Source organism: Bradyrhizobium sp. Rc2d (assembly GCF_900099855.1).
GTDB lineage: Bacteria > Pseudomonadota > Alphaproteobacteria > Rhizobiales > Xanthobacteraceae > Bradyrhizobium.
In genome coordinates, this window is the sequence record NZ_FNCU01000034.1 from 58996 (window position 1) to 79760 (window position 20765).

Sequence of the window (20765 nt, forward strand, 5' to 3'; positions counted from 1 at the left end):
GATAGATTCTCAGGTGCGCAATTGCGCACCATAGCTCGCCGCTCCGCGGCGCCCGGAATGACGAGGGGGGCCTAAACCTCTACCCCTTCATGCCGCAGCAGCCAGCGCTTGCGCTCGAGGCCACCGCCGTATTTCACCAGTGAGCCATCCGCGCCGATCAGGCGGTGGCAGGGCAGCACTACGCTGATCGGATTGGAGCCGTTGGCATGGCCGACGGCGCGAATCGCTTTGGGCATATCGATCCTTGCGGCGAGCGCGCCGTAACTCATCGTGGTCCCGGCGGGGATTTGCGCGAGCGCGGTCCAAACCTTTTGCTGGAACGACGTGCCGGCGATGCGCCACGCGATGGCCGAGAGCTGGCCGAGATCGCCTTCAAAATAGCCCGACAGCGCAGTCCGCATCTGCGTCGGTGCAGGCTGATCGCGGAGGTCCACCGCACCATAATGCAGCCGCAACAGCTCGCGCATGCGGTGCTCGTAGTCTTCCCAATCGAGCGCGCGCAACACGCCCTCGGCGTCGGTGACGAGCAGGGCGATGCCGATCGGCGTCGCCAGGCGATCGAGACCGAAGCGTTCAGGCGTTTTGGTTGATCGAGCGGGCATTGCGGTACCGTTGCATCGAAATACGTCCGTCGCACTTGCCATGCCGGCCGTGCTAACGTCCACCCGAAAGCTGACGCTTTTGGGGGAGCTCAACTTGAATTTGATCGCCAATCTTCTGGTGGCGCTGGTCGCCATCCTGCATGTCTTCTTCCTGATCCTGGAGATGTTTCTCTGGGACAAGTCGCTGGGCTTGAAGGTGTTTCGCAACACGCCTGACAAGGCCGCGATCACGAAGGTGCTGGCCGCCAATCAGGGCCTCTATAACGGCTTCCTCGCCGCCGGCCTGCTCTGGGGTCTCGTCCACGGCAATCCTGCCTTCGCGTTCCAGATCAAGGCGTTCTTCCTGCTTTGCGTGATCGTGGCCGGCGCTTATGGCGCCGCGACCGTCAGCACACGCATCCTGATGGTGCAGGCGCTGCCGGCGGCGATTGCGCTGGTAGCATTGTTCCTGGCCTAGCTTTTGGCCTGAGACGCTACGGCGCAGCGCCGTGATCCTTGCGCGGCGGCGAACGTTCCTCCACAATCTTCGGCAGCGATGGCGACCGTTGCAATCAACGGACAAAGACCATCGATCGAAAATTCCGTCAGGAGGAACGACCCAATATGACCAATCGCAGAGCCTTCCTAGCTGCCACGACGGCGCTCGCCTTCGCGTTCTCAGCGAGCCAAGCCCTCGCCCAGAAGAAATACGACACCGGCGCGAGCGACACCGAGATCAAGATCGGCCAAACCGTCCCGTTCTCCGGCGCCTATTCCGTCTACGCCAATATCGGCAAGACCCAGGCCGCCTATTTCAAGATGATCAACGATCAGGGCGGCATCAACGGTCGCAAGATCAATTTGATCCAGTATGACGACGCCTATTCGCCGCCGAAGACTGTCGAGCAGGTGCGCAAGCTGGTCGAAGGCGACGAGGTGCTGTTCACTTTCCAGCTGATCGGCACCGCTGCGAACGCCGCCGTGCAGAAATATCTCAACGGCAAGAAGATCCCGCAGCTCCTCGCCTCGACCGGCGCGGCGCGGTTCAACGACCCGCAGAACTATCCCTGGACCATCGCCTATAATCCGAACTACGTGTCCGAGGGGCGCATCTACGCAAAATACATTCTCGCCAATCATCCCAACGCCAAGATCGGCGTGCTCTATCAGAACGACGATATGGGCCGCGACTATCTCGCGGGCCTCAAGAGCGGTCTCGGCGACAAGGCCGCCAGCATGATCGTCGGCGAGGTCTCCTATGAGGTCACCGACCCGACCGTCGACTCGCAGGTGGTCAAGCTGAAATCGATGGGCGTCGACCTGTTCTACGATGCGTCGACGCCGAAATTCGCGGCTCAGGCGATCAAGAAGCTTGCCGACCTCGGCTGGAGCCCGGTGCATATCCTCGACATCAATGCGAGCCCGGTGTCGGCGACGTTGAAGCCCGCAGGCCTCGATATCTCCAAGGGCATCATCTCCACCAATTACGGCAAGGACCCCGGCGATCCCCAGTGGAAGGACGATCCGGGCGTGAAGGCCTTCTTCGCCTTCATGGACAAGTATTTTCCGGAAGGCGACAAGCTCAACACCGTCAACACCTACGCCTATTCGGTGGCCGAGCTTCTGGTGCAGGTTCTGAAGCAATGCGGCGACAACCTGACGCGTGAGAACGTCATGAAGCAGGTCGCCGGCATCAAGGGCTATACGCCCAGCCTGGCGCTGCCCGGCATCAAGATCACCACGGGCCCGAACGACTATCGCATCAACAAGCAGATGCAGATGATGAAGTTCAACGGCGAGCGCTGGGAGCTGTTCGGACCGATCATCGCAGACACCGGGCCATCGGGTTAGTGTGGTCTCGTAGGGTGGGCAAAGGCGCGCAGCGCCGTGCCCACCACCTCTCCACGATCGCATGAGACGTGGTGGGCACGCGCCGGAATGCGCATTCGCGCACTTCGGCGCTTTGCCCATCCGGACTACGAAGGTATCTCGCCAAAGTTCTTCCCCACCGGCAGCACCGCGTGGCGGATCAGCCGGGAATCCTCCACCGCTGCCTGCCTATGCTTCACCGCTTCGCGATAGACGGGATCGCGGATCATCTCGACGAAGGCAGCAACGCTCGGGTATTCGGCGATGAAGCAATGGTCCCAGCGCTCGTCCTGCGGGCCGATCAGCATTAGCTCGAATTTGCCTTGCCAGACGATGCGGCCGCCGAGGCGCTCGAACACTGGGCCGCTCTCGCGGCCATAGGCCGCATAGGCTTCCGCGCCGCTGGCCTTGCGGCCGTCCGGATAGGCCGCCTCCTTGCGCAACCGCACCAGGTTGAGCATGTGGATCGGGCCCGGGCGGTCGTTGTCCCGGAATTGCGCAAAGATCTCCTTGGTCGGATCGATGTGGCCCATGCGAGTTCCCTCTTTCTTGATACGGGCGATCCTAGCTCCCGCACCTCAGAAGCGGAACTGCGGCCGGCGAATGCCGCACCTCCTAATCGCGCGTTAAGCTTTGTGTAACCGGGCCTTAAACAGCGGACGCTAGCGTGCGGCGGGGCGGGCTGACCGGGCGTTTTGCGTATGGCGTGGGGAAAGAAAAAGGGTGGGCGGAAGGAGCCGTTGTTCGGCTTGCCCGCGGCGCTCGCCGATCTGCGCCTGACCGCTGCGGACCGCATTCCCGGCGGCGAGGACAAGCCCAAGAAGTCAGCGAAATCATCCGCCAAGCGCAAGAGCGAGGATGCCGGCGACGAGCCGCCGCCGCGCGAGCGCAAGGCTCCGGCCGGCCGCAGCGGCGCCAAACGCCGATCGAAATCGCGCGGAGGCTTCAGCCTCGGCCGCCTGGTCTATTGGGGCGCGGTGCTCGGCCTGTGGGGCGTCATCGCCGTGATCGGCGTCGTGGTCTATGTCGGCGCCCATCTGCCGCCGATCCAGTCGCTCGAGATCCCCAAGCGCCCACCGACGATCCAGATCGTCGGCATCGACGGCAGCATGCTGGCGCAGCGCGGCGAGATGGCCGGCGCCAATATCGCGCTGAAGGATTTGCCGCCCTATCTCCCCAAGGCGTTCATCGCCATCGAGGACCGCCGCTTCTATTCGCATTTCGGCATCGACCCGGTCGGCATCCTGCGCGCCCTCGTCACCAATGTGCTCCATCGCGGCGTCTCGCAGGGCGGCTCGACGCTAACACAGCAGCTCGCGAAAAACCTGTTCCTGACCCAGGAGCGCACCATGCAGCGCAAGCTGCAGGAGGCGGAGCTGGCGATCTGGCTGGAGCGCAAGCACTCCAAGGACGAGATCCTGGAGCTCTATCTCAATCGCGTCTATTTCGGCTCCGGCGCTTACGGCGTCGAAGCCGCGGCGCAGAAGTATTTCGGCAAGTCGGCCAAGAACGTCACGATCGCTGAAGCAGCGATGCTGGCAGGCCTCGTCAAGTCGCCCTCGCGCCTCGCGCCGAATCGTAATCCGGAAGGCGCCGAAGCGCGCGCGCAAATCGTGCTCGCGGCGATGGCGGATGCAAAATTCATCACCGACGCGCAGGCCAAGGCCTCGATCGGCCAACCCTCCTACAATGTGAAGCCGGTCGGCGCCGGTACGGTCAATTACGTCGCCGACTGGATCGGCGAGGTGCTGGACGACCTGGTCGGTCAGATCGACGAGAGCATCAAGGTCGAAACCACGATCGATCCAAAGCTCCAGAGCGTGGCGGAAGCCGCCATCATCGACGAGCTCGCGGCCAAGAGCGTCAAGTTCAACGTCAGCCAGGGCGCGCTGGTGGCGATGACGCCCGACGGCGCCGTGCGCGCCATGGTGGGCGGGCGGAACTATTCCGAGAGCCAGTACAACCGCGCGGTCACGGCGAAGCGCCAGCCGGGCTCCTCGTTCAAGCCGTTCGTGTATCTCACTGCGCTCGAGCAGGGGCTGACGCCTGATACCGTCCGCCAGGACGCGCCGATCGAGGTCAAGGGCTGGCGGCCTGAGAACTACACCCACGAATATTTCGGCGCGGTGACGCTGACGCAGGCGCTGGCGATGTCGCTCAATACGGTCGCGATCCGCCTCGGCCTCGAGGTCGGGCCGAAGAACGTGGTGCGCACCGCGCACCGGCTCGGCATCTCCTCGAAACTCGAGCCCAACGCCTCGATCGCGCTCGGCACGTCCGAAGTCTCGGTGGTCGAACTGGTCGGTGCCTATGCGCCGTTCGCCAATGGCGGCCTCGCGGTGACGCCGCATGTCGTGACGCGGATCAGGACGCTCAGTGGCAAGCTGCTCTACATGCGCCAGCCGGACGAGCGCAACCAGGTGATCGACCCCCGCTATGTCGGCATGATGAACACGATGATGCGGGAAACGCTGATCAACGGCACCGCCAAGAAGGCCGAGATCCCCGGCTGGCCGGCGGCCGGCAAGACCGGCACCAGCCAGGATTACCGCGACGCCTGGTTCATCGGCTACACCGCCAACCTCGTCACCGGCGTCTGGCTCGGCAACGACGACAACTCGCCGACCAAGAAGGCGACCGGCGGCGGCCTGCCGGTCGAAGTCTGGACACGCTTCATGCGCACGGCGCACGAGGGCGTGCCGGTGGCGGCTTTGCCGAATTCACAAGCCAGCTGGGGCCTGTCGAACCTCGCGCAGGCGGCCTCGCAGGTCTCGTCGCCGACAGCGGCAGGACCAGCACCGACGAACAATGGCGGCTATCGCCCGCCGCCGCCCACGCGCGCCAATGTGCGCCCCGAGGCGGCGGCAGGGCTCGATGGCTGGCTGATGGACCGCCTGTTTGGCGGGAATCGATAGCTTGAGGCTGAGGGCCTTGGGCCCGTCGAAACAAAAACTGCGAAAACAACCCCATGCACAGTAGACGGCAATCGCCGGCGCGATGCGCGGCTGATGATGCGAAGCGTTTGATGCGGCGGGACTAAACGAGCGAGACGCGCAATCGTCGCGAAGTGTGGCGAAAATCGAGCGAGAGGCTTGGGTGTTGCTCCACCCTGCCCTGTCATTCCCGCGAGGGCGGGGAATCCAGTACGCCGCGGCTTCTCGATTGAACCACTAAGGCTCCCGGATACTGGATCGCCCGCCTGCGCGGGCGATGACGGCTTTTGCTGAGCTGGTAACTCGCCCACCCATCCTCGCATCACCGCTTCGGCAATTCCTGCCGAGCGCGGCAAGATTCTCCGCGGCCCCGCAGCTCCCCGAACGCAAAAACGCCAGTCTCTTCAAGCGTCCGACACCGGCCCGAGATTTGCTCTCCTAGGTTGAGTCCCGAACATTCGGGTTTAGTGGGAAGGAGCGTTCCATGATTTCAGGCCTGTCCAGCGCGGCGCTGCCCTATCTGCGTCCTGCATCGACGTCCGGTTCCAATGCGACATCGACGTCGGATCTCAAACCGGTGGAGTCGACTGCAACCGATGCGGCGACCGACAGCCCTGGAATAAGCGTCTCCCAACTGAAGCCGCTGCAAGGTGCCAAGCCGATATCGGTGGCGGACAATCCGGTCCTGTGCGACCTCATGGCAACGAACTGGCTGACGACCCATGGTGCGAGCGCCGGTCAACCTTCCATCTCGGACGATGCGCCTGAGAACACCTATGCTCAGGTGAAGGTCGGCGGCAAGGTGGTCGCCACGCTGTACAATGGCGGGTCTTCGACGATGACCAACGAGGCCGCCGCGAAGATCGGCAAGCTGGAGGATCCTCCAGGTCTGGGGGGACCGGATCTGGCGCAATGGCGGGCCGACCAATACGCCGCGCGGCTTGGCGGCACGGTCGAAAAAGCTTCCACCGCGATCACGCAATCGCAATGGACGCCGCGCCAAAGCAGTTCTGCGACCTATAGTCGCGAGCAACTCGATGCCGCCTTTCAGGCGATGCTGGCCGAGGGCCAGAAGAGCGCCATGCAACTGCAATCGTCCTATCTGGCGTCACGCGCGCTTCAGGGGACGAGTGCGGATATCAGTGCGTGAGCGTCGCTTGATGCCGCTCCGCTCTCCGCTGTCATTGCCCGCGAAAGCGGGGAATCCAGTACGCCGCGGCCTCTCGATTCAATTACGACGGCCTCTGGAATACTGGATCGCCCGCTCCAGTGCGCAATTGCGCACAAGGCGGGCGATGACACCTTCCACGACCGCAGCAGCGCCCCCTAATCCTCGGCCCCATACCGATGCAGGTCATTCCCGTACGTATCGAGCCACTTCTTGGCGCGCTCCATTGACGGGCAGACTTTTCCGCACACGCGCCAGAACCGCGCCGAGTGATTCATCTCGACGAGATGAGCGACCTCGTGGGCGGCGAGGTAGTCGAGCACGAAGGGCGGCGCGAGGATCAGGCGCCAGGAGAACGACAGCGAGCCGGCCGAGGTGCAGGAACCCCAACGGCTGGACTGATCACGGATCGAGAGCCGCTTGACCCTGACGCCGAGCTCGGTCGCGTAGGCCTCCGCCGAGCGCTGAAGGTCACGGCGCGCCTCGCGCTTGAGGAAGTCGCTGACGCGGCGATCGATATAGTCGAAGCCGCCGGCGACGCAGAGAATGCGTTCACCGCTGTCGCGCATCTCGGTCCACACCGTGCCACGCTCACCCGCGCGGTGAACGATGCGATGGGGAACGCCGCGCAGCGGTATCACCGTTCCCGACTGGAACGGAGCGGCCTTCGGCAAGCGACCGAGACGTGCGGCGATCCAGGCACCGTGACGCTGCGCGAAGTCCTTGGCCTCGACGAGCGTGCCACGCGGCGGCATGGTGAGGATGGCTTCGCGGTCGCTCGGATGAATTCTGAGCGTGTAGCGGCGCGCGCGTCTGTGTCGGCGCAACCTGATCGCGAAAAACTGCGATCCGTGGGTGATGACGAGGGTCTTCGGTTCGTGGGGCCGCCGATAGAGGAGCGCGCGAGTGGCCATGTCTGTCAGTCCGGGGGGCAGGAGGGCGTCCGGATTCTGCCATAACCGCCGCCATGGAAAGCGCTCGGCGCAAAAACAAATCATTTGCCCAATATACAGCGGTCAAGCGTCCGGGAGACCCTACAGACTGGGGTTGGAACCCGTTTTTTTCGCCCCCGCTGGACGCATGCGGCACCCCCAAGGGGTGAGTGCTGACTCACTCCTATAAAGCTACCTAAATACCGCGAATCTGGAGGGAGCCGACCCCTGTCGGAACCTCCGACAGGGCCTGAATTTTCGACGGGAAAGCCGAAATACGCGACTAGAGCCGTTCCGATGAAATCGGAGCGGCTCTTGTTTCCTGTTTTGACGCGTTTTCTTTCCGCGAACCGGTCGCCACTTCGCTCGAAAACGCTCTATTCGGCTGCGAGCGCCTGCAATGAGCTCGGATTCGCCGCCGAGACCATGAAATCATGAATCCGCGGCACGATTTCCGACTTGAAACGCGAGCCGTTGAACACGCCGTAATGTCCGACGCCCTTCTGGACGTAATGAACGCGGCGATGATCGGGAATCGAGCTGCACAAAGTGTGCGTTGCTTCGGTCTGACCGAGACCGGAAATGTCGTCCTTCTCGCCTTCGACCGTCATCAACGCCACGCGCGTGATCTTGGAGGGATCGACGCGTGTTCCACGATGGGTCATCTCGCCCTTAGGCAGCGCGTGCTTCACGAATACGGTGTCGACGGTTTGCAGATAATACTCGGCGGAGAGGTCCATGACCGCGAGATACTCATCGTAGAACTCGCGATGCTTGTCGACGAGGTCACCGTCGCCCTTCACCAGATTGGCGAAGAGCTGCTTGTGCGCATTCATGTGCCGGTCGAGATTCATGCTGATGAAGCCGTTGAGCTGCAGGAATCCCGGATAGACGTCGCGCATCATGCCCGGATGCGGGAACGGCACCTTGGTGATGACATGGTTGCGGAACCAGTCGATGCCGCGCTCCTGAGCGAGGTTGTTCACCGCGGTCGGATTGCGGCGGGTATCGATCGGCCCGCCCATCAGCGTCATCGAGGTGGGCACGAAGGGATCGCGCCGCGCTTCCATGATCGAGACGGCGGCGACGACGGGCACGGAGGGCTGGCACACCGCCATGACATGGGTGTTGCCGCCGAGAACGTGCAGCATCTCGATGACATAGTCGATATAATCGTCGAGATCGAAGCGGCCCTCGCTGAGCGGCACCATGCGGGCATCAGCCCAATCGGTGATGTAGACCTCATGCGCGGGCAGGAGGGCTTCCACCGTGCCGCGCAGCAGCGTCGCATAATGGCCGGACATCGGCGCGACGATCAGCACGCGCGGCTGCGGGCTGCGCAAGGGACGGGCGAACTTGCGATCGAAGTACAGTAGCTGGCAGAACGGCTTTTCCCAGACCGAGCGGATCTCGACGGGGACGCGGATGCCATTGACCTCGGTGTCGTTGAGGCCCCATTCCGGCTTGCCGTAGCGGCGCGTGGTGCGCTCGAACAATTCGCAGGCCGCGGCGACCGACTTGCCGACCTCGGTGCGCGCCCAGGGATTGAGGGGATTCTGAAACAGGAGCCTGGTCGCATCGGTGACCGCGCGCGCCGGATTGAGAGAGGCATGCGCCAGCTCGTACATCCAGTACATCGGCCTCGTCAGGACCGGACTGCCTTCAGCCGCCAGGGGCGGCGCGCCGCCAAACTCACCAATAGGCATCGCTATTTTCCTCTTCGCATCGCAGCATACTGCCGAATGCGCAATATTGCGTCAATGCATGGTTCCGTACATCTATGTGCCGGAAAAGCCCAAACCAGCCTGAATCCACGGGAAAGTGACGTTATTCGCCAGCCGAGAGCAGCGAGCCGTGCTTCCTGGCGCTTCGCAACAGGGCAAGGAATGCCCCAAAAGATGCAACCAGTAGTACCGCGTTGATGGCCAATGCCTCCAGCATCAGATCGGTCCTAAAGGTTTGCTCGATCAGGAGCGCGCGCATGCCCTCGAAAGCATAGGTCGGCGGCAACGCCCAGGCGACGTGCTGCAACCAGGCCGGCAGCACGCTGACGGGATAGTAGACGCAGGCCAGCGGCAGGATGGCGAACATCAAGGTCCAGACGATGCTCTCGGCGCCGAGGCCGTTTCGCAGCACCAGGCCCGAGACGAAGATGCCGACTGACCAGCTCGTGAAGATCAGGTTGCAGAAGAAGGCGATCAGCGGCAGGCCGAGGGCATAGACATTGAAGTGAAACAGGAACAGCGCGAGCAGGGTCATCGGGATGATGCCGATGGCGAGCCGGATCAGGCTCATGACCATCAGCGACAGCAGAAACTCGATCGGCTTGAGCGGGCTCATCATGAGATTGCCGATGTTGCGCGCCCACATCTCCTCCAGGAACGAGATGGAGAAGCCGAGCTGCCCGCGGAACAGGATGTCCCAGAGGATGACGGCGCCGATCAGCGTGCCGCCGGCGCGCGCGAAGAAATTGGCATTTTCGGCGATGTAGAGCTGGAGAAAGCCCCAGGTGATGACTTGCAGCGCCGGCCAGTAGAGCAGCTCGAGCAGCCGCGGCCAGGACGACATCAACAGATACCAATAACGCAGGATCATCGCGCCGATGCGATGCACGGAGATGCCGCGGTGGAGGGAGATATCGGTCATTGCGGCCTCTGGTAGCCCGGCCGCAACCAGTAGCCCGAATGGAGCGAAGCGCAATCCGGGATCAGCCTATCGAGACGCGAGAACCCCGGATTACGCTTCGCTCCATCCGGGCTACGATTGCGGCTACCGCTCATCTCACCGCCTCCTTCGCGCCGTTCACCCTCCCGCGCGCGACGTCCAAAAATACCTCCTCCAGCGTGGTGCGGTTGTAGCGTGCCATGATCGCTTCGGGCGTGTCGTCGTCCTCGATGCGGCCGCGCTTCATGATGATGATGCGGTCGCAGAGCCGCTCGACCTCGAGCATGTTGTGCGAGGCCAGCAGGATGGTGGCGTTGTGCTGCTTGCGATAGCGCTCCAGATGCGCCCGCACCCAATCGGCGGTATCAGGATCGAGCGAGGCGGTCGGCTCGTCCAGCAAGAGCAGCTCGGGCTGGTTGATCAGCGCCTTCGCCAGCGCAACACGGGTCTTCTGCCCGGCGGAGAGCTTGCCGTTGGCGCGGTCGATGAAATCGCCGAGGTCGAGATCGTCGGCGAGCCCGGCGATGCGGTCAGCGAGGTTCTTCACCGCGTAGAGCTTGCCGAACACGGTGAGGTTCTGCCGTACCGTGAGCCGCATCGGCATGTCGACATAGGGGCTCTCGAAATTCATCCGCCCCAGCACGGACGCGCTCTCCTCGGGCATGCGATGCCCGAGCACCTGCACGCGGCCGGACGTCGGCAGCACCAGGCCCATGATCATCGCGATGGTCGTGGTCTTGCCGGCGCCGTTGCCGCCGAGCAGCCCGGTGATGCTGCCGCGCGGAAGCGAAAAGGAGATATCGTCGACGGCGCGGGTCTGGTTGTAGACCTTGACGAGATGATCGACCGCAATCGCCGCGGGTGCGCCGCGATCCGCGACAGTCGGCCAGCTTGAAGCCTTGTCATTCTCGGTCATGCTGGCCGTTCTTCTGCTATTGCAGCCGATAGCGCAAGGCTTGTAATTCCCGGGCGGTTCCGTGAGCCGCGCGTTTGTGACCTTAGAAGGCACCGCCACATTGGCCGATATGACCGAAATTGCCGATTCCGACTTTCGCCACGCGCAGCGGCATATCCGGCTGGATACGATCCTGCGGCTGCGCTGGCTCGCGGTGCTGGGGCAGCTCGCCGCGATCTTCATCGTGGCGCAGGGGCTGGAATTCAACGTCGAGATCGTCCCCTGTGTCAGCATCATCGCCCTGTCGGCGGCGCTCAATCTGGCGCTCCAGACCGCGGCCAATCCGATGCAGCGGCTGGAGCCGATGCAGGCGGCCGGACTGCTGGCGCTGAACATCGTGGAGCTGGCTGGTCTGTTATTCTTTACCGGCGGCCTCCAGAACCCGTTCTCGTTCCTGTTCCTCGCGCCCGTGCTGATCTCGGCCACGGCGCTGCCGGCCCGCTTCACCTTCGGCCTCGGCCTCCTCGCTGTGGCCTGCGCCTCGGTCCTGTTCTTCTTCCATTCGCCGCTGCCGTGGGATTCCGACGATCCGCTGGTGCTGCCACCGATCTACCTCGTCGGTGTCTGGCTCTCGATCGCGCTCGCGATCGGTGTCACCAGCCTCTACTCCTTCCAGGTCACCGAAGAGGCGCGCAAGCTCGCGGACGCGCTGGCCGCAACCGAGCTGGTGTTGACGCGCGAGCAGCATCTGACCCAGCTCGACGGGTTGGCTGCCGCAGCCGCACACGAGCTCGGCACGCCGCTCGCGACCATCTTCCTGATCTCGCGCGAGCTGGAAAAAACGGTGAAGGACCCGAGCTTTGCCGCCGATCTGAAAACCCTGCGCGAGCAGACCCAGCGCTGCCGCGACATCCTGAGCAAGATCACCCAGCTGTCCTCCACCGGCGCACCGTTCGACCGCATGAAGCTGTCGGAGCTGATCGAGGAGGTGGTGGCGCCGCATCGCGATTTCGGTGTCGGCATCAAGGTGCGGATCGCGGTGGCGGTCGCGGCCGAGCCGGTCGGCTCGCGCAATCCGGCGATCCTCTACGGCATCGGCAACATCGTCGAGAATGCGGTCGATTTCGCCCACACCACCGTCGAGGTGAATGCCTGGTGGAACAAGGACGATATCGAGCTCGTGATCTCCGACGACGGCCCCGGCATCCCGCCCGACATCCTCAAACGGATCGGCGAGCCCTATCTGTCGCGGCGGCGGACCCAGGATGAAGGCGGCGAGCGGCGCGGCCTTGGCCTCGGCGTGTTCATCGCGCGTACGCTGCTCGAACGCACCGGCGCCAAGGTCTCGTTCACCAACCGGACCTTTCCGGACCACGGCGCGGTGGTCCAGATCAATTGGCCGCGAGAGCGTTTTGAGGCTATCGAGACGCTAGAAGAAACAATAGGATAGGCCGCGACCTTGCGTCGCACAACGGGGCCGATCGACCATTTGCCGCCTTGGCACCGATCGATTGCGACGCCATATGTCAATGCGCTGGAGAGAGGACAACACCTTGAACGCCATTGCCGAACTGAACGAACAGACCGACCGCTCGCTTCTCATCGTGGAGGACGACAAGCCGTTTCTGGAGCGGCTGTCGCGCGCGATGGAGACACGGGGCTTTGCCGTGACATCGTGCGACACCGTCTCCGACGGTCTTGCGCAGATCGGCAAATCGGCACCGGCCTTCGCGGTGGTGGATTTGCGGCTCGGCGACGGCAACGGTCTCGACGTGGTCTCGGCGCTGAAGAAGAAGCGCCCCGATGCGCGCGCGATCGTGCTGACCGGCTATGGCAACATCGCCACCGCCGTGACCGCGGTGAAGATGGGCGCGATCGATTATCTCTCCAAGCCGGCCGATGCCGACGACGTCGTCGCCGCGCTGCTCTCGACCAGCGCGGAGAAATCCGAGCTGCCGACCAACCCGATGTCGGCCGACCGCGTGCGCTGGGAGCACATCCAGCGCATCTACGAAATGTGCAACCGCAACGTCTCGGAGACGGCGCGCCGGCTCAACATGCACCGCCGCACGTTGCAGCGCATTCTGGCCAAGCGCGCGCCGCGGTAGTTACTACGCTCAATCCTCTATCCCCGTCATCCTGAGGCGCTCGCCTTGCCAAGCAAGGCGATCCTCGAAGGGCGACGGCCCGGCTGCATCGCGGCCGTGCATCCTTCGAGGCTCCCCGACGGGACGCTCCGCGCCCCGTCACTCGCGCCTCAGGATGACGGGGATACAGTTTCGTTCTTTTGGCTACTCCCAGAAATCCGCGTGCCCCTGCGGATCGACCAGGCGGTTGATCCGCAGCGCAGCCGCCATCGCAAAGCGCACCGTCATCTGCTTGCGCGTGGCGGCAGCAAGCTTGTGCTCGGGCGCCTCGCAATGCATGTGCGCGCCATAGGCGTCGGCGACGATCAGGCCGGTGTCTTCAGGAAAGATCTCGCAGGGCAGATCCTGCGTGAAGGCGAAGAACAGCCGGTCGCAATGGGCGCGGTATTCGTGCCATTTCTGGTCGGCGCGCAGATCCTCGACTGACGATTTGATCTCGATGATCCAGATCTCGCCGCGCTCGTTCAGCGCGACGAGATCGGCGCGGCGGCCCGAGGGTAGCGGCAATTCGCTGATGCAGGAGAAACCGAGCGAGCGCAGCAGTCGCGCGGTGCCGCGCGCGACCGCAAGCGCCGTCTCCGACTGGCGGCGGTCCGGCGGCGGTACGAGGGCGATATTGCGGGCGGTGTTGTCCATGGGGGGAGGATAGCCGATTCCTCCGTCGTCGTCCTGGCGAAAGCCAGGACCCATTACCCCAAGGGGGGCGTTGTAGCGCATCGTCGTCCCGGCGGAGGCCGGGACCCATACCCACAGGAGGAAGTTTGGCGAAGACTTGCAGTGGGCAATTCCGCGGCACACATACCGCGCTCCACCGATAGATCACGCGGTATGGGTCCCGGCGTTCGCCGGGACGACGGCGGAGTGCGGAACCGCTCCCGTTCCCAACACTTATCACGCAGCCGCCGCACCTCGGCGGCCCACGAGGCCGCTCGCGCATGATCGACGATCTCTGGTACAAGAACGGCGTGATCTACTGCCTCTCCGTCGGCTCCTATATGGATGCCAATGGCGACGGCGTCGGCGACTTCAAGGGCCTCTTGCGCCGGCTCGATTATCTGCACGGCCTCGGCATCACCACGATCTGGCTGATGCCGTTCCAGATTTCGCCGCAGCGCGACGACGGCTACGACATCGCGGACTATTACAGTGTCGATTCCCGCTACGGCACGCTCGGCGATTTCGTCGAGTTCACCCATGGCTGCAAGCAGCGCGGCATCCGCGTCATCATCGATCTCGTCGTCAACCACACCTCGGACCAGCATCACTGGTTCAAGGAAGCGCGGCGCGACAAGAACTCTCCCTATCGCGACTGGTACGTCTGGTCCGACACAAAGCCGGCCAACGCCCATGAGGGCATGGTGTTTCCCGGCGTGCAGAAATCGACCTGGACGCGCGACAAGGAAGCCGGCGCCTGGTATTTTCATCGCTTCTACGATTTCCAGCCCGATCTCAACACCTCGAACCCGCACGTGCAGGCCGAGATCCTGAAGATCATGGGCTTCTGGATCCAGCTCGGCGTCTGCGGCTTTCGCATGGATGCCGTGCCGTTCGTGATCGCGACCAAGGGCGCCAAAGTGAAGAAGCCGGTCGAACAGTACGACATGCTGCGCGCATTCCGCGAATTCCTGCAATGGCGGCAGGGCGACGCCATCATCCTCGCCGAAGCCAATGTGCTGCCGAAGACGGACATGGAATATTTCGGCCGCGACGCCGACCGCATGCACATGATGTTCAACTTCCAGGTCAACCAGCATCTGTTCTATGCGCTGGCATCGGCAGACTCGCGGCCGCTGGCGAAGGCGCTGAAGGCGACCAAGCCGCGGCCGGCGACAGCGCAATGGGGCCTGTTCCTGCGCAATCACGACGAGCTCGATCTCGGACGGTTGACCAAGGCGCAGCGCGAGGTCGTGTTCAAATGCTTCGGACCCGACAAGGACATGCAGCTCTACGACCGCGGCATAAGGCGGCGCCTCGCGCCGATGCTGGGCGGCGACCGCCGGCGGCTCGAGCTCGCCTATAGCCTGGTGTGCACATTGCCGGGAACGCCCGTGATCCGCTATGGCGACGAGATCGCGATGGGTGATGACCTGTCGCTGCCCGAACGCGATTGCGCGCGCACGCCGATGCAATGGTCGACCGAGCCGCATGGCGGCTTCACCAAGAGCGACAAACCGGCATGCCCTGTGATCGACAAGGGGCCGTACGGCTATCCGCACGTCAACGTCGCAAAACAGCGGCGCGATCCCAACTCCATGCTGAACTGGACCGAACGCATCGTGCGCATGCGTAAGGAGGTGCCGGAAGTCGGCTGGGGCGACTTCACCATCATTCCTGTGCGCGATCCCGCCGTGTTCATCATGCGCTATGATTGGCGTAACAATTCGGTGCTGTTCATGCACAATCTCGACGAGAAGCCGCGCGAGATCGCGTTCTCGGCGGGGCTGCCTGATGGGGCCGGCGCGCACCTCATCAACCTGCTCGCGGAAGATCACAGCCACGCCGACAAGCGCGGCCAGCATCGCGTCGTGCTGGAGCCCTACGGCTATCGCTGGTATCGCGTCGGCGGGCTGGATTATCTGCTGAGGCGGAGCGACATCGACGGAACTACGGTGCGGGGGAGGAAACATCCGGGGTAGCCTCGCTAAACCCTCCGCCGTCGTCCCGGCCTAGTGCGCAATTGCGCACGGGGGCCGGGACCCATACCGCGTGATCTATCGAATCTTCGACGGTGGGAGTACCGAACTCCAAGTCTTCGCCAAATTACTTCCTGTGGCTATGGGTCCCGGCCTTCGCCGGGACGACGGCTAGGATGACACGATCACCACGCCCTCATTCCCGCGCAAATCCAGCACGCCCTCCAGCCGTTCGCCTTCCCGATCGAGAAACGTCGACAGCAGGATCTCGCTGCCGAAGCGGATGGCGCTGGTGGTCACGGCGATCGGGTCGGGGCCGAGATTGAGCGCCACGACCACCGCTCTGCCGCCGACCTCGCGGCGATAGAGCAGGAGATCGCCTTGCGCCGAGATCGGGTGATAGTCGCCTGCCATCAGCGGCGGCGAAGCCTTCCGCAAGGCGATCAGGCGCTTGTACAGGTTCAGGATCGAGCGCGGATCGGCTTCGAGAGCGACGACGTTCTCGCGGATGTGATCCTCCGGCAGCGGCAGCCACGGCCGGACCTCCGCGAAGCCGGCGAAGTTCGAGGAATCCCACTGCATCGGCGTGCGACAGCCGTCGCGGCCGACACCGATGCCGGGCACGTTCTTCTCGAAGGGATCGCGCGTGTCCTCCGGTGCGATCGCGAGCTGATGCATGCCGATCTCGTCGCCGTAATAGAGCGTCGGCGTGCCGCGCAGCGTCAGCAACAGCATGGCGGCGACACGGGCCTGCTCGGGACCGACGCGGCTTGCGACGCGCGGACGGTCGTGATTGCCGAGCACCCAGTTCGGCCAGGCGCCGCGCGGCAGCGCCTTCTCGTAATCCTCGATGATCTTCTCGATCGAGCGCGCGCTCCAGAAGGTCGAGAGCAGCGCGAAGTTGAACGGCATCTGCGCGCCGGTGAGATCGTTGCCGTAATAGGCCATCAAGCGATGCAGCGGCAGATAGATCTCACCGATCAAGACGCGCGCGCCAAAGCCATCGGTGAGACGCCGCATCTGCGCGATCACGTCATGCACCTCGGGCTGATCGGTCGAGTATTGCGTCAGGATCTTCTCGTTCGGCGGCCGGCCCTCGACGTAATGCGGGTTTGGCGGATTGTCGCGGAATTCGACGTCCTTGATCAGGTGCCAGATCACGTCGACGCGGAAGCCGTCGACGCCCTTCTCCAGCCAGAACCGCATCACGTCATAGATCGCGGCGCGCACGTCCGGATTGCGCCAGTTGAGATCCGGCTGCTGGGCGAGGAAGGCGTGATAGTAATATTGGCCGGTGGTCTCGTCGGATTGCCAGGCGCTGCCGCCGAACTCGGACAGCCAGTTGTTCGGCACACCGCCATCGGGCGCCGGATCGCGCCAGATGTACCAGTCGCGCTTGGGATTGTCGCGTGAGGACCGGCTCTCGACGAACCAGGGATGCTGGTCCGAGGTGTGGTTCGGCACGAGGTCGAGGATCAGCTTCAGGCCATTGTCGTGGGCGGCGGCGAGCAGCGCGTCGAAATCCGCCATCGTGCCGAACAGCGGCTCGATGCCGGTATAGTCGGAAATGTCGTAGCCGAAATCCGCCATCGGCGAGGGGAAGATCGGCGACAGCCAGATCGCGTCGACGCCGAGCGATTTGACGTAAGGCAGCCGCCTGAGAATGCCAGCGAGATCGCCGACGCCGTCGCTGTTCGAGTCCTGAAACGAGCGCGGATAGATCTGATAGAAGATGCCGTCGCGCCACCAATTTTCGTTGCCTTGAGCCATGCCGAAAGACCACCCAAATCTGCGCTTCGCGCGGGAGAACGCGACAGCGACGCCCCGGTTCAAATTGGCAGGTCAATTGGGACGGCCGTGTGACGGTTGTTCCCGAGCTCGTTCCGACTGTTTGGCCCCGAATCTTTTGCTTGGCGGCCTGGCAAAAATCGGCATTGTGAGGCCATGACCGAGCAAACCGATACCAAAGCCAAAGCCGGCGCGATCATCGTTCCCGTGACGCTGTTCGAGCAGAATTGCACCATCATCTGGGACGAGCCTTCCAAGAAGGCCGTGGTGATCGATCCCGGCGGCGACGTGCCGAAGATTCTGGATGCGATCAAGCAGACCGGCGTCAGCGTGGAAAAGATCTGGCTGACCCATGGTCATATCGACCATGTCGGCGGCGCAGCCGACTTGCGCGACGCGCTGAAGGTGCCGATCGAGGGACCGCATCAAGCGGACAAGTTCCTGCTCGACAACGTGGTCGAGAGCGGCGCGCGCTTCGGCATGACCGGGGTGCGCAACTTTGCGCCGGACCGCTGGCTCAACGAAGGCGACAGCGTCTCGATCGGCGACCTGCAGTTCGACATCCTGCACTGCCCCGGCCATTCGCCCGGCAGCGTGGTGTTCTTCAACAAGGACTTGCGTTTTGCCCATGTCGGCGACGTCCTGTTCGCAGGCTCGGTCGGGCGCACCGACCTGCCCGGCGGCAGTCACGCCACGCTGATCAACTCGATTCTGACCAAGCTCTTGCCGCTCGGCGACGATGTCGGCTTCATCTGCGGCCACGGCGCCGGATCGAGCATCGGCCAGGAGCGGATGACCAATCCGTTCATCACCGGCGAGATGTAAACGTTTTTTGTTTGAGCATGATCTGTTCGGAAAATCGCTTCACACTTTTCCGGATCATGCTCTACTCGGCGGCGTCCGCCAGCGCCGCGGGTTCGCTGAGATTACGCTCGCCCCATTCCCGGATGGCGGCGACGACCGGCACAAAACTCCTGCCCTTGCGGGTCAGGCGATATTCGACCTTGGGCGGCACCTCGCCGAAATCCCTGCGGTCGATCAGGCCGCTCGCCGTCAGCGCCTTCAATTCACGGCTGAGCACGCGTGGGGTGATCTCGGCGCTGCCTTCCGTGCCGCGCAGCAGGCCGCTCCTGATCTCGCCATAGCGGCGCGGACCGTCCTTCAAATCCCAGACGATGCGCAGCTTGTACTTACCGCTGATCATCTTCTGAAACGCCGCGACCGGACAGGTGCGCGCCGGGTTCGCTCTTGCCTTCGCCATGTCGTCTCCTCCATGCGCAGCCAGCGCGCGGAAGAATAGGAGCGGCGGCGAAAAAGTCCATACTATCAATTTTGTCCATACTTGCAGGATCGCTTGCAAGCCGCAGATGATGACGCACACGACGAAGTAAGGAGCGTCACATGAAGCACTTCATGATCACATACGAATTCAGGAACGGCACGACGGAGGAATGGCATCAGGAGATCGGCCGCTTCATCAAGGCGATCGACGGCGATCCGGAGCTGAAAGGGCGGATCGGCTATCGTGTCCTGAAGCACCGCGATGACGGCAGCTATATCCACCTCGCCAGCGTCACCGACGATGCCGCGCAAAAAGCCCTGCAATCGCGCGACTTCTTTAAGGCCTATCAGGAGATGACGCGGAAGGTGGCCGGCGGCGAGGTCACGGTGACGCCGATCGAGTGGATCGATCAGACGGCGTAGTGTTGAAGCGAAGCTAAGCCACAAATTCCGCTGTCGTCCCGGCGAAGGCCGGGACCCATACTCCGGAGAGGGAGTTTGGCGAAGACTCGTCGTTCGGGACTCATACCGAACGTCATTGATAGATTCCGCGGTATGGGTCCCGGCCTTCGCCGGGACGACATAGAATTACTTCATCAACCCCGCGGCGGTCAGCGCACGCGTGATGATCTGGCCGAGATCGAAGCTGCGTGTCCGCTCGGGCTTCGCCTCGGCCGGCTGTGCGGCGACGGCGGCGCGGATCGAGCGGGCGAGATGCGGCGCGGGCGTCAGCGCCGGCTTCGGCGTTGCAGGCTTTGCCTCCGCCTTTGGCGCCGCCTCCGCAATCCAGCCGGTGAGGCCGAAGAACTTTGCGATGTGATAGGACGAGGAGATGCCGGCCTCGATCAGGAATGCGCCTTCCATGCCGTAACGCTGGTCGTTGTCGGCGAGACCGAGTGGCGTGCCGTGCGCCATGTCGGTGATGGCGTAGGATTCGACCAGCGTCTCGCCGTCCTGGTTCCACCAGGCCTGGCGCGGATAGCCGTCGACATTGGTCTCGGCCATCGGCACCTCAGGCAGATCATGCAGATCGAGCCATTGCTTGACGATCTCGTTGGCGTTGCCGGGATTGACGGTACGGTCGGCGCTGCCGTGCCACACCGACACCTTCGGCCAGGGGCCACGATGGTGGGTGGCGTTGCGCACGAGATCGCCGAGCTCACGTGCGGGACGCACGGGTGAATGGAACATGCCGTCCAGCGCCTCGCGCAGGTTCGACGCGATCCCATAGGGCAAGCCCGCGATCACCGCGCCGGCTGCGAACACTTCCGGGTAGGTCGCGAGCATCACCGATGTCATGCCGCCGCCGGCGGACAGGCCGGTGATGAAGATGCGCCTCTGATCGATGCGATGCGCTTCCACCATGTGGGCAATCATCTCGCGGATCGAACGCGCCTCGCCGCTGTCCCGTGCGGTGTCCTCCGGATTGAACCAGTTGAAGCAGGTGTTGCCGTTGTTGATGCGCTGCTGCTCGGGCATCAGCAGCGCGAAGCCGTAATGCTTCGCCAGCGTCGACCAGCCGGCGCCGAGATCGTAGCCGGAAGCGGTCTGGCCGCAGCCATGCAGCACGACGACGAGCGCGCGCGGCTTCTGCAGCTGCGCCGGCACGAAGGCGAGCATGCGCAACGCGCCGGGATTGTCACCGAAATTCGTGACCTCTTGCAACGGGCTGGATGAATCCGCGCTGCGGCCGAGTTCGGCAAAGCGCAGACCGTCCAGCTTGGGCAGACGTCTCAACAGATCGACATTTCGGGCTAGTGACACGGCAACTTCCTGGTGGGCAACTTCCAACGTTCAGCCAAACCAGATAGTTGCTGCGTTGCAAAATAAAAAGACTGTGCGCTGTCAATCCCACGAAAATCGCCGGGATTTCC

The 20765-nt window shown here is 63.4% G+C and carries 19 protein-coding genes; 9 read left to right on the top strand and 10 right to left on the bottom strand.

Annotated elements, in window-relative coordinates; genetic code table 11:
- Nucleotides 1–71: 71 nt before the first annotated feature.
- Nucleotides 72–602, bottom strand: coding sequence for a methylated-DNA--[protein]-cysteine S-methyltransferase (locus tag BLV07_RS31850; RefSeq protein WP_091893854.1), 531 nt, complete (start codon nt 600–602; stop codon nt 72–74).
- 40 nt (nt 603–642) lie between these two features.
- Here BLV07_RS31850 and BLV07_RS31855 point away from each other — a divergent pair, with 40 nt between their 5' ends.
- Nucleotides 643–1059, top strand: coding sequence for a DUF1304 domain-containing protein (locus BLV07_RS31855; RefSeq protein WP_176945887.1), 417 nt, complete (start codon nt 643–645; stop codon nt 1057–1059).
- Nucleotides 1060–1205: 146 nt separating this feature from the next.
- Nucleotides 1206–2432 carry an ABC transporter substrate-binding protein gene (locus BLV07_RS31860; RefSeq protein ID WP_091893915.1) on the top strand — a complete coding sequence of 409 codons (1227 nt, stop codon included), beginning with the start codon at nt 1206–1208 and terminating at the stop codon, nt 2430–2432.
- 125 nt (nt 2433–2557) lie between these two features.
- Here BLV07_RS31860 and BLV07_RS31865 read toward each other — a convergent pair whose 3' ends face one another.
- Nucleotides 2558–2983: a DUF1330 domain-containing protein gene (locus tag BLV07_RS31865; protein ID WP_091893856.1), complete on the bottom strand. Its 426-nt coding sequence runs from the start codon at nt 2981–2983 to the stop codon at nt 2558–2560.
- Between the two features lie 168 nt (nt 2984–3151).
- Between BLV07_RS31865 and BLV07_RS31870 the strand changes: the two genes are divergently transcribed.
- Nucleotides 3152–5365, top strand: a complete 2214-nt coding sequence (locus BLV07_RS31870; protein ID WP_091893858.1) for a transglycosylase domain-containing protein — start codon at nt 3152–3154, stop codon at nt 5363–5365.
- A 502-nt stretch (nt 5366–5867) separates the two neighbouring features.
- Entirely contained in the window at nt 5868–6533 is a 666-nt protein-coding gene (locus tag BLV07_RS31875; protein WP_091893860.1) for a hypothetical protein, read from the top strand.
- Nucleotides 6534–6709: 176 nt separating this feature from the next.
- On the opposite strand, the gene BLV07_RS31880 is transcribed toward BLV07_RS31875, so the two are convergent.
- The 4 genes from BLV07_RS31880 to BLV07_RS31895 form a co-directional block, all read right to left on the bottom strand.
- Nucleotides 6710–7549, bottom strand: coding sequence for a M48 family metallopeptidase (locus BLV07_RS31880; RefSeq protein ID WP_091893862.1), 840 nt, complete (start codon nt 7547–7549; stop codon nt 6710–6712).
- A gap of 311 nt (nt 7550–7860) precedes the next feature.
- Nucleotides 7861–9189 carry a polyhydroxyalkanoate depolymerase gene (locus BLV07_RS31885; RefSeq protein ID WP_091893864.1) on the bottom strand — a complete coding sequence of 443 codons (1329 nt, stop codon included), beginning with the start codon at nt 9187–9189 and terminating at the stop codon, nt 7861–7863.
- Between the two features lie 121 nt (nt 9190–9310).
- A complete protein-coding gene (locus BLV07_RS31890; protein WP_091893866.1) occupies nt 9311–10129 on the bottom strand; it encodes an ABC transporter permease in 819 nt (272 codons plus the stop codon).
- Between the two features lie 130 nt (nt 10130–10259).
- Nucleotides 10260–11063: an ABC transporter ATP-binding protein gene (locus tag BLV07_RS31895; protein WP_091893868.1), complete on the bottom strand. Its 804-nt coding sequence runs from the start codon at nt 11061–11063 to the stop codon at nt 10260–10262.
- Nucleotides 11064–11172: 109 nt separating this feature from the next.
- Here BLV07_RS31895 and BLV07_RS31900 point away from each other — a divergent pair, with 109 nt between their 5' ends.
- Together BLV07_RS31900 and BLV07_RS31905 are read left to right on the top strand one after the other, a co-directional pair.
- Nucleotides 11173–12492 (top strand): ActS/PrrB/RegB family redox-sensitive histidine kinase, encoded by a 1320-nt coding sequence (locus BLV07_RS31900; RefSeq protein WP_091893870.1) that lies wholly within the window; start codon nt 11173–11175, stop codon nt 12490–12492.
- Nucleotides 12493–12595: 103 nt separating this feature from the next.
- On the top strand, nt 12596–13150 hold the full coding sequence (locus tag BLV07_RS31905; RefSeq protein WP_164934823.1) for an ActR/PrrA/RegA family redox response regulator transcription factor: 555 nt from the start codon (nt 12596–12598) through the stop codon (nt 13148–13150).
- 183 nt (nt 13151–13333) lie between these two features.
- Here BLV07_RS31905 and BLV07_RS31910 read toward each other — a convergent pair whose 3' ends face one another.
- Nucleotides 13334–13825 carry an MmcB family DNA repair protein gene (locus BLV07_RS31910; protein WP_091893874.1) on the bottom strand — a complete coding sequence of 164 codons (492 nt, stop codon included), beginning with the start codon at nt 13823–13825 and terminating at the stop codon, nt 13334–13336.
- A 299-nt stretch (nt 13826–14124) separates the two neighbouring features.
- Between BLV07_RS31910 and BLV07_RS31915 the strand changes: the two genes are divergently transcribed.
- Nucleotides 14125–15825 (top strand): alpha-amylase family protein, encoded by a 1701-nt coding sequence (locus tag BLV07_RS31915; RefSeq protein WP_091893876.1) that lies wholly within the window; start codon nt 14125–14127, stop codon nt 15823–15825.
- A gap of 168 nt (nt 15826–15993) precedes the next feature.
- Here BLV07_RS31915 and BLV07_RS31920 read toward each other — a convergent pair whose 3' ends face one another.
- On the bottom strand, nt 15994–17592 hold the full coding sequence (locus BLV07_RS31920; RefSeq protein WP_091893878.1) for an alpha-amylase family glycosyl hydrolase: 1599 nt from the start codon (nt 17590–17592) through the stop codon (nt 15994–15996).
- Nucleotides 17593–17766: 174 nt separating this feature from the next.
- On the opposite strand from BLV07_RS31920, the gene BLV07_RS31925 reads away from it, so the two are divergent.
- Nucleotides 17767–18435, top strand: coding sequence for an MBL fold metallo-hydrolase (locus tag BLV07_RS31925; RefSeq protein WP_091893880.1), 669 nt, complete (start codon nt 17767–17769; stop codon nt 18433–18435).
- 61 nt (nt 18436–18496) lie between these two features.
- Here BLV07_RS31925 and BLV07_RS31930 read toward each other — a convergent pair whose 3' ends face one another.
- Nucleotides 18497–18871, bottom strand: a complete 375-nt coding sequence (locus BLV07_RS31930; protein ID WP_091893882.1) for a winged helix-turn-helix transcriptional regulator — start codon at nt 18869–18871, stop codon at nt 18497–18499.
- Nucleotides 18872–19011: 140 nt separating this feature from the next.
- Between BLV07_RS31930 and BLV07_RS31935 the strand changes: the two genes are divergently transcribed.
- Complete coding sequence (locus tag BLV07_RS31935) at nt 19012–19314, top strand: hypothetical protein (protein WP_091893884.1); 303 nt, start codon at nt 19012–19014, stop codon at nt 19312–19314.
- Nucleotides 19315–19479: 165 nt separating this feature from the next.
- On the opposite strand, the gene BLV07_RS31940 is transcribed toward BLV07_RS31935, so the two are convergent.
- Nucleotides 19480–20655, bottom strand: coding sequence for an extracellular catalytic domain type 1 short-chain-length polyhydroxyalkanoate depolymerase (locus BLV07_RS31940; protein WP_176945889.1), 1176 nt, complete (start codon nt 20653–20655; stop codon nt 19480–19482).
- Between the last annotated feature and the right edge of the window lie 110 nt (nt 20656–20765).

What these genes read in the sequence shown, in the direction of transcription:
- BLV07_RS31900 (WP_091893870.1), top strand. Translation starts at nt 11,173, where the DNA reads ATGACCGAAATTGCCGATTCCGACTTTCGCCACGCGCAGCGGCATATC.
- BLV07_RS31870 (WP_091893858.1), top strand. Translation starts at nt 3,152, where the DNA reads ATGGCGTGGGGAAAGAAAAAGGGTGGGCGGAAGGAGCCGTTGTTCGGC.
- BLV07_RS31895 (WP_091893868.1), bottom strand. Translation starts at nt 11,063, where the DNA reads ATGACCGAGAATGACAAGGCTTCAAGCTGGCCGACTGTCGCGGATCGC.
- BLV07_RS31865 (WP_091893856.1), bottom strand. Translation starts at nt 2,983, where the DNA reads ATGGGCCACATCGATCCGACCAAGGAGATCTTTGCGCAATTCCGGGAC.
- BLV07_RS31850 (WP_091893854.1), bottom strand. Translation starts at nt 602, where the DNA reads ATGCCCGCTCGATCAACCAAAACGCCTGAACGCTTCGGTCTCGATCGC.
- BLV07_RS31920 (WP_091893878.1), bottom strand. Translation starts at nt 17,592, where the DNA reads ATGGCTCAAGGCAACGAAAATTGGTGGCGCGACGGCATCTTCTATCAG.
- BLV07_RS31875 (WP_091893860.1), top strand. Translation starts at nt 5,868, where the DNA reads ATGATTTCAGGCCTGTCCAGCGCGGCGCTGCCCTATCTGCGTCCTGCA.
- BLV07_RS31930 (WP_091893882.1), bottom strand. Translation starts at nt 18,871, where the DNA reads ATGGCGAAGGCAAGAGCGAACCCGGCGCGCACCTGTCCGGTCGCGGCG.
- BLV07_RS31885 (WP_091893864.1), bottom strand. Translation starts at nt 9,189, where the DNA reads ATGCCTATTGGTGAGTTTGGCGGCGCGCCGCCCCTGGCGGCTGAAGGC.
- BLV07_RS31925 (WP_091893880.1), top strand. Translation starts at nt 17,767, where the DNA reads ATGACCGAGCAAACCGATACCAAAGCCAAAGCCGGCGCGATCATCGTT.
- BLV07_RS31935 (WP_091893884.1), top strand. Translation starts at nt 19,012, where the DNA reads ATGAAGCACTTCATGATCACATACGAATTCAGGAACGGCACGACGGAG.
- BLV07_RS31910 (WP_091893874.1), bottom strand. Translation starts at nt 13,825, where the DNA reads ATGGACAACACCGCCCGCAATATCGCCCTCGTACCGCCGCCGGACCGC.
- BLV07_RS31890 (WP_091893866.1), bottom strand. Translation starts at nt 10,129, where the DNA reads ATGACCGATATCTCCCTCCACCGCGGCATCTCCGTGCATCGCATCGGC.
- BLV07_RS31880 (WP_091893862.1), bottom strand. Translation starts at nt 7,549, where the DNA reads ATGATTTGTTTTTGCGCCGAGCGCTTTCCATGGCGGCGGTTATGGCAG.
- BLV07_RS31860 (WP_091893915.1), top strand. Translation starts at nt 1,206, where the DNA reads ATGACCAATCGCAGAGCCTTCCTAGCTGCCACGACGGCGCTCGCCTTC.
- BLV07_RS31855 (WP_176945887.1), top strand. Translation starts at nt 643, where the DNA reads ATGCCGGCCGTGCTAACGTCCACCCGAAAGCTGACGCTTTTGGGGGAG.
- BLV07_RS31915 (WP_091893876.1), top strand. Translation starts at nt 14,125, where the DNA reads ATGATCGACGATCTCTGGTACAAGAACGGCGTGATCTACTGCCTCTCC.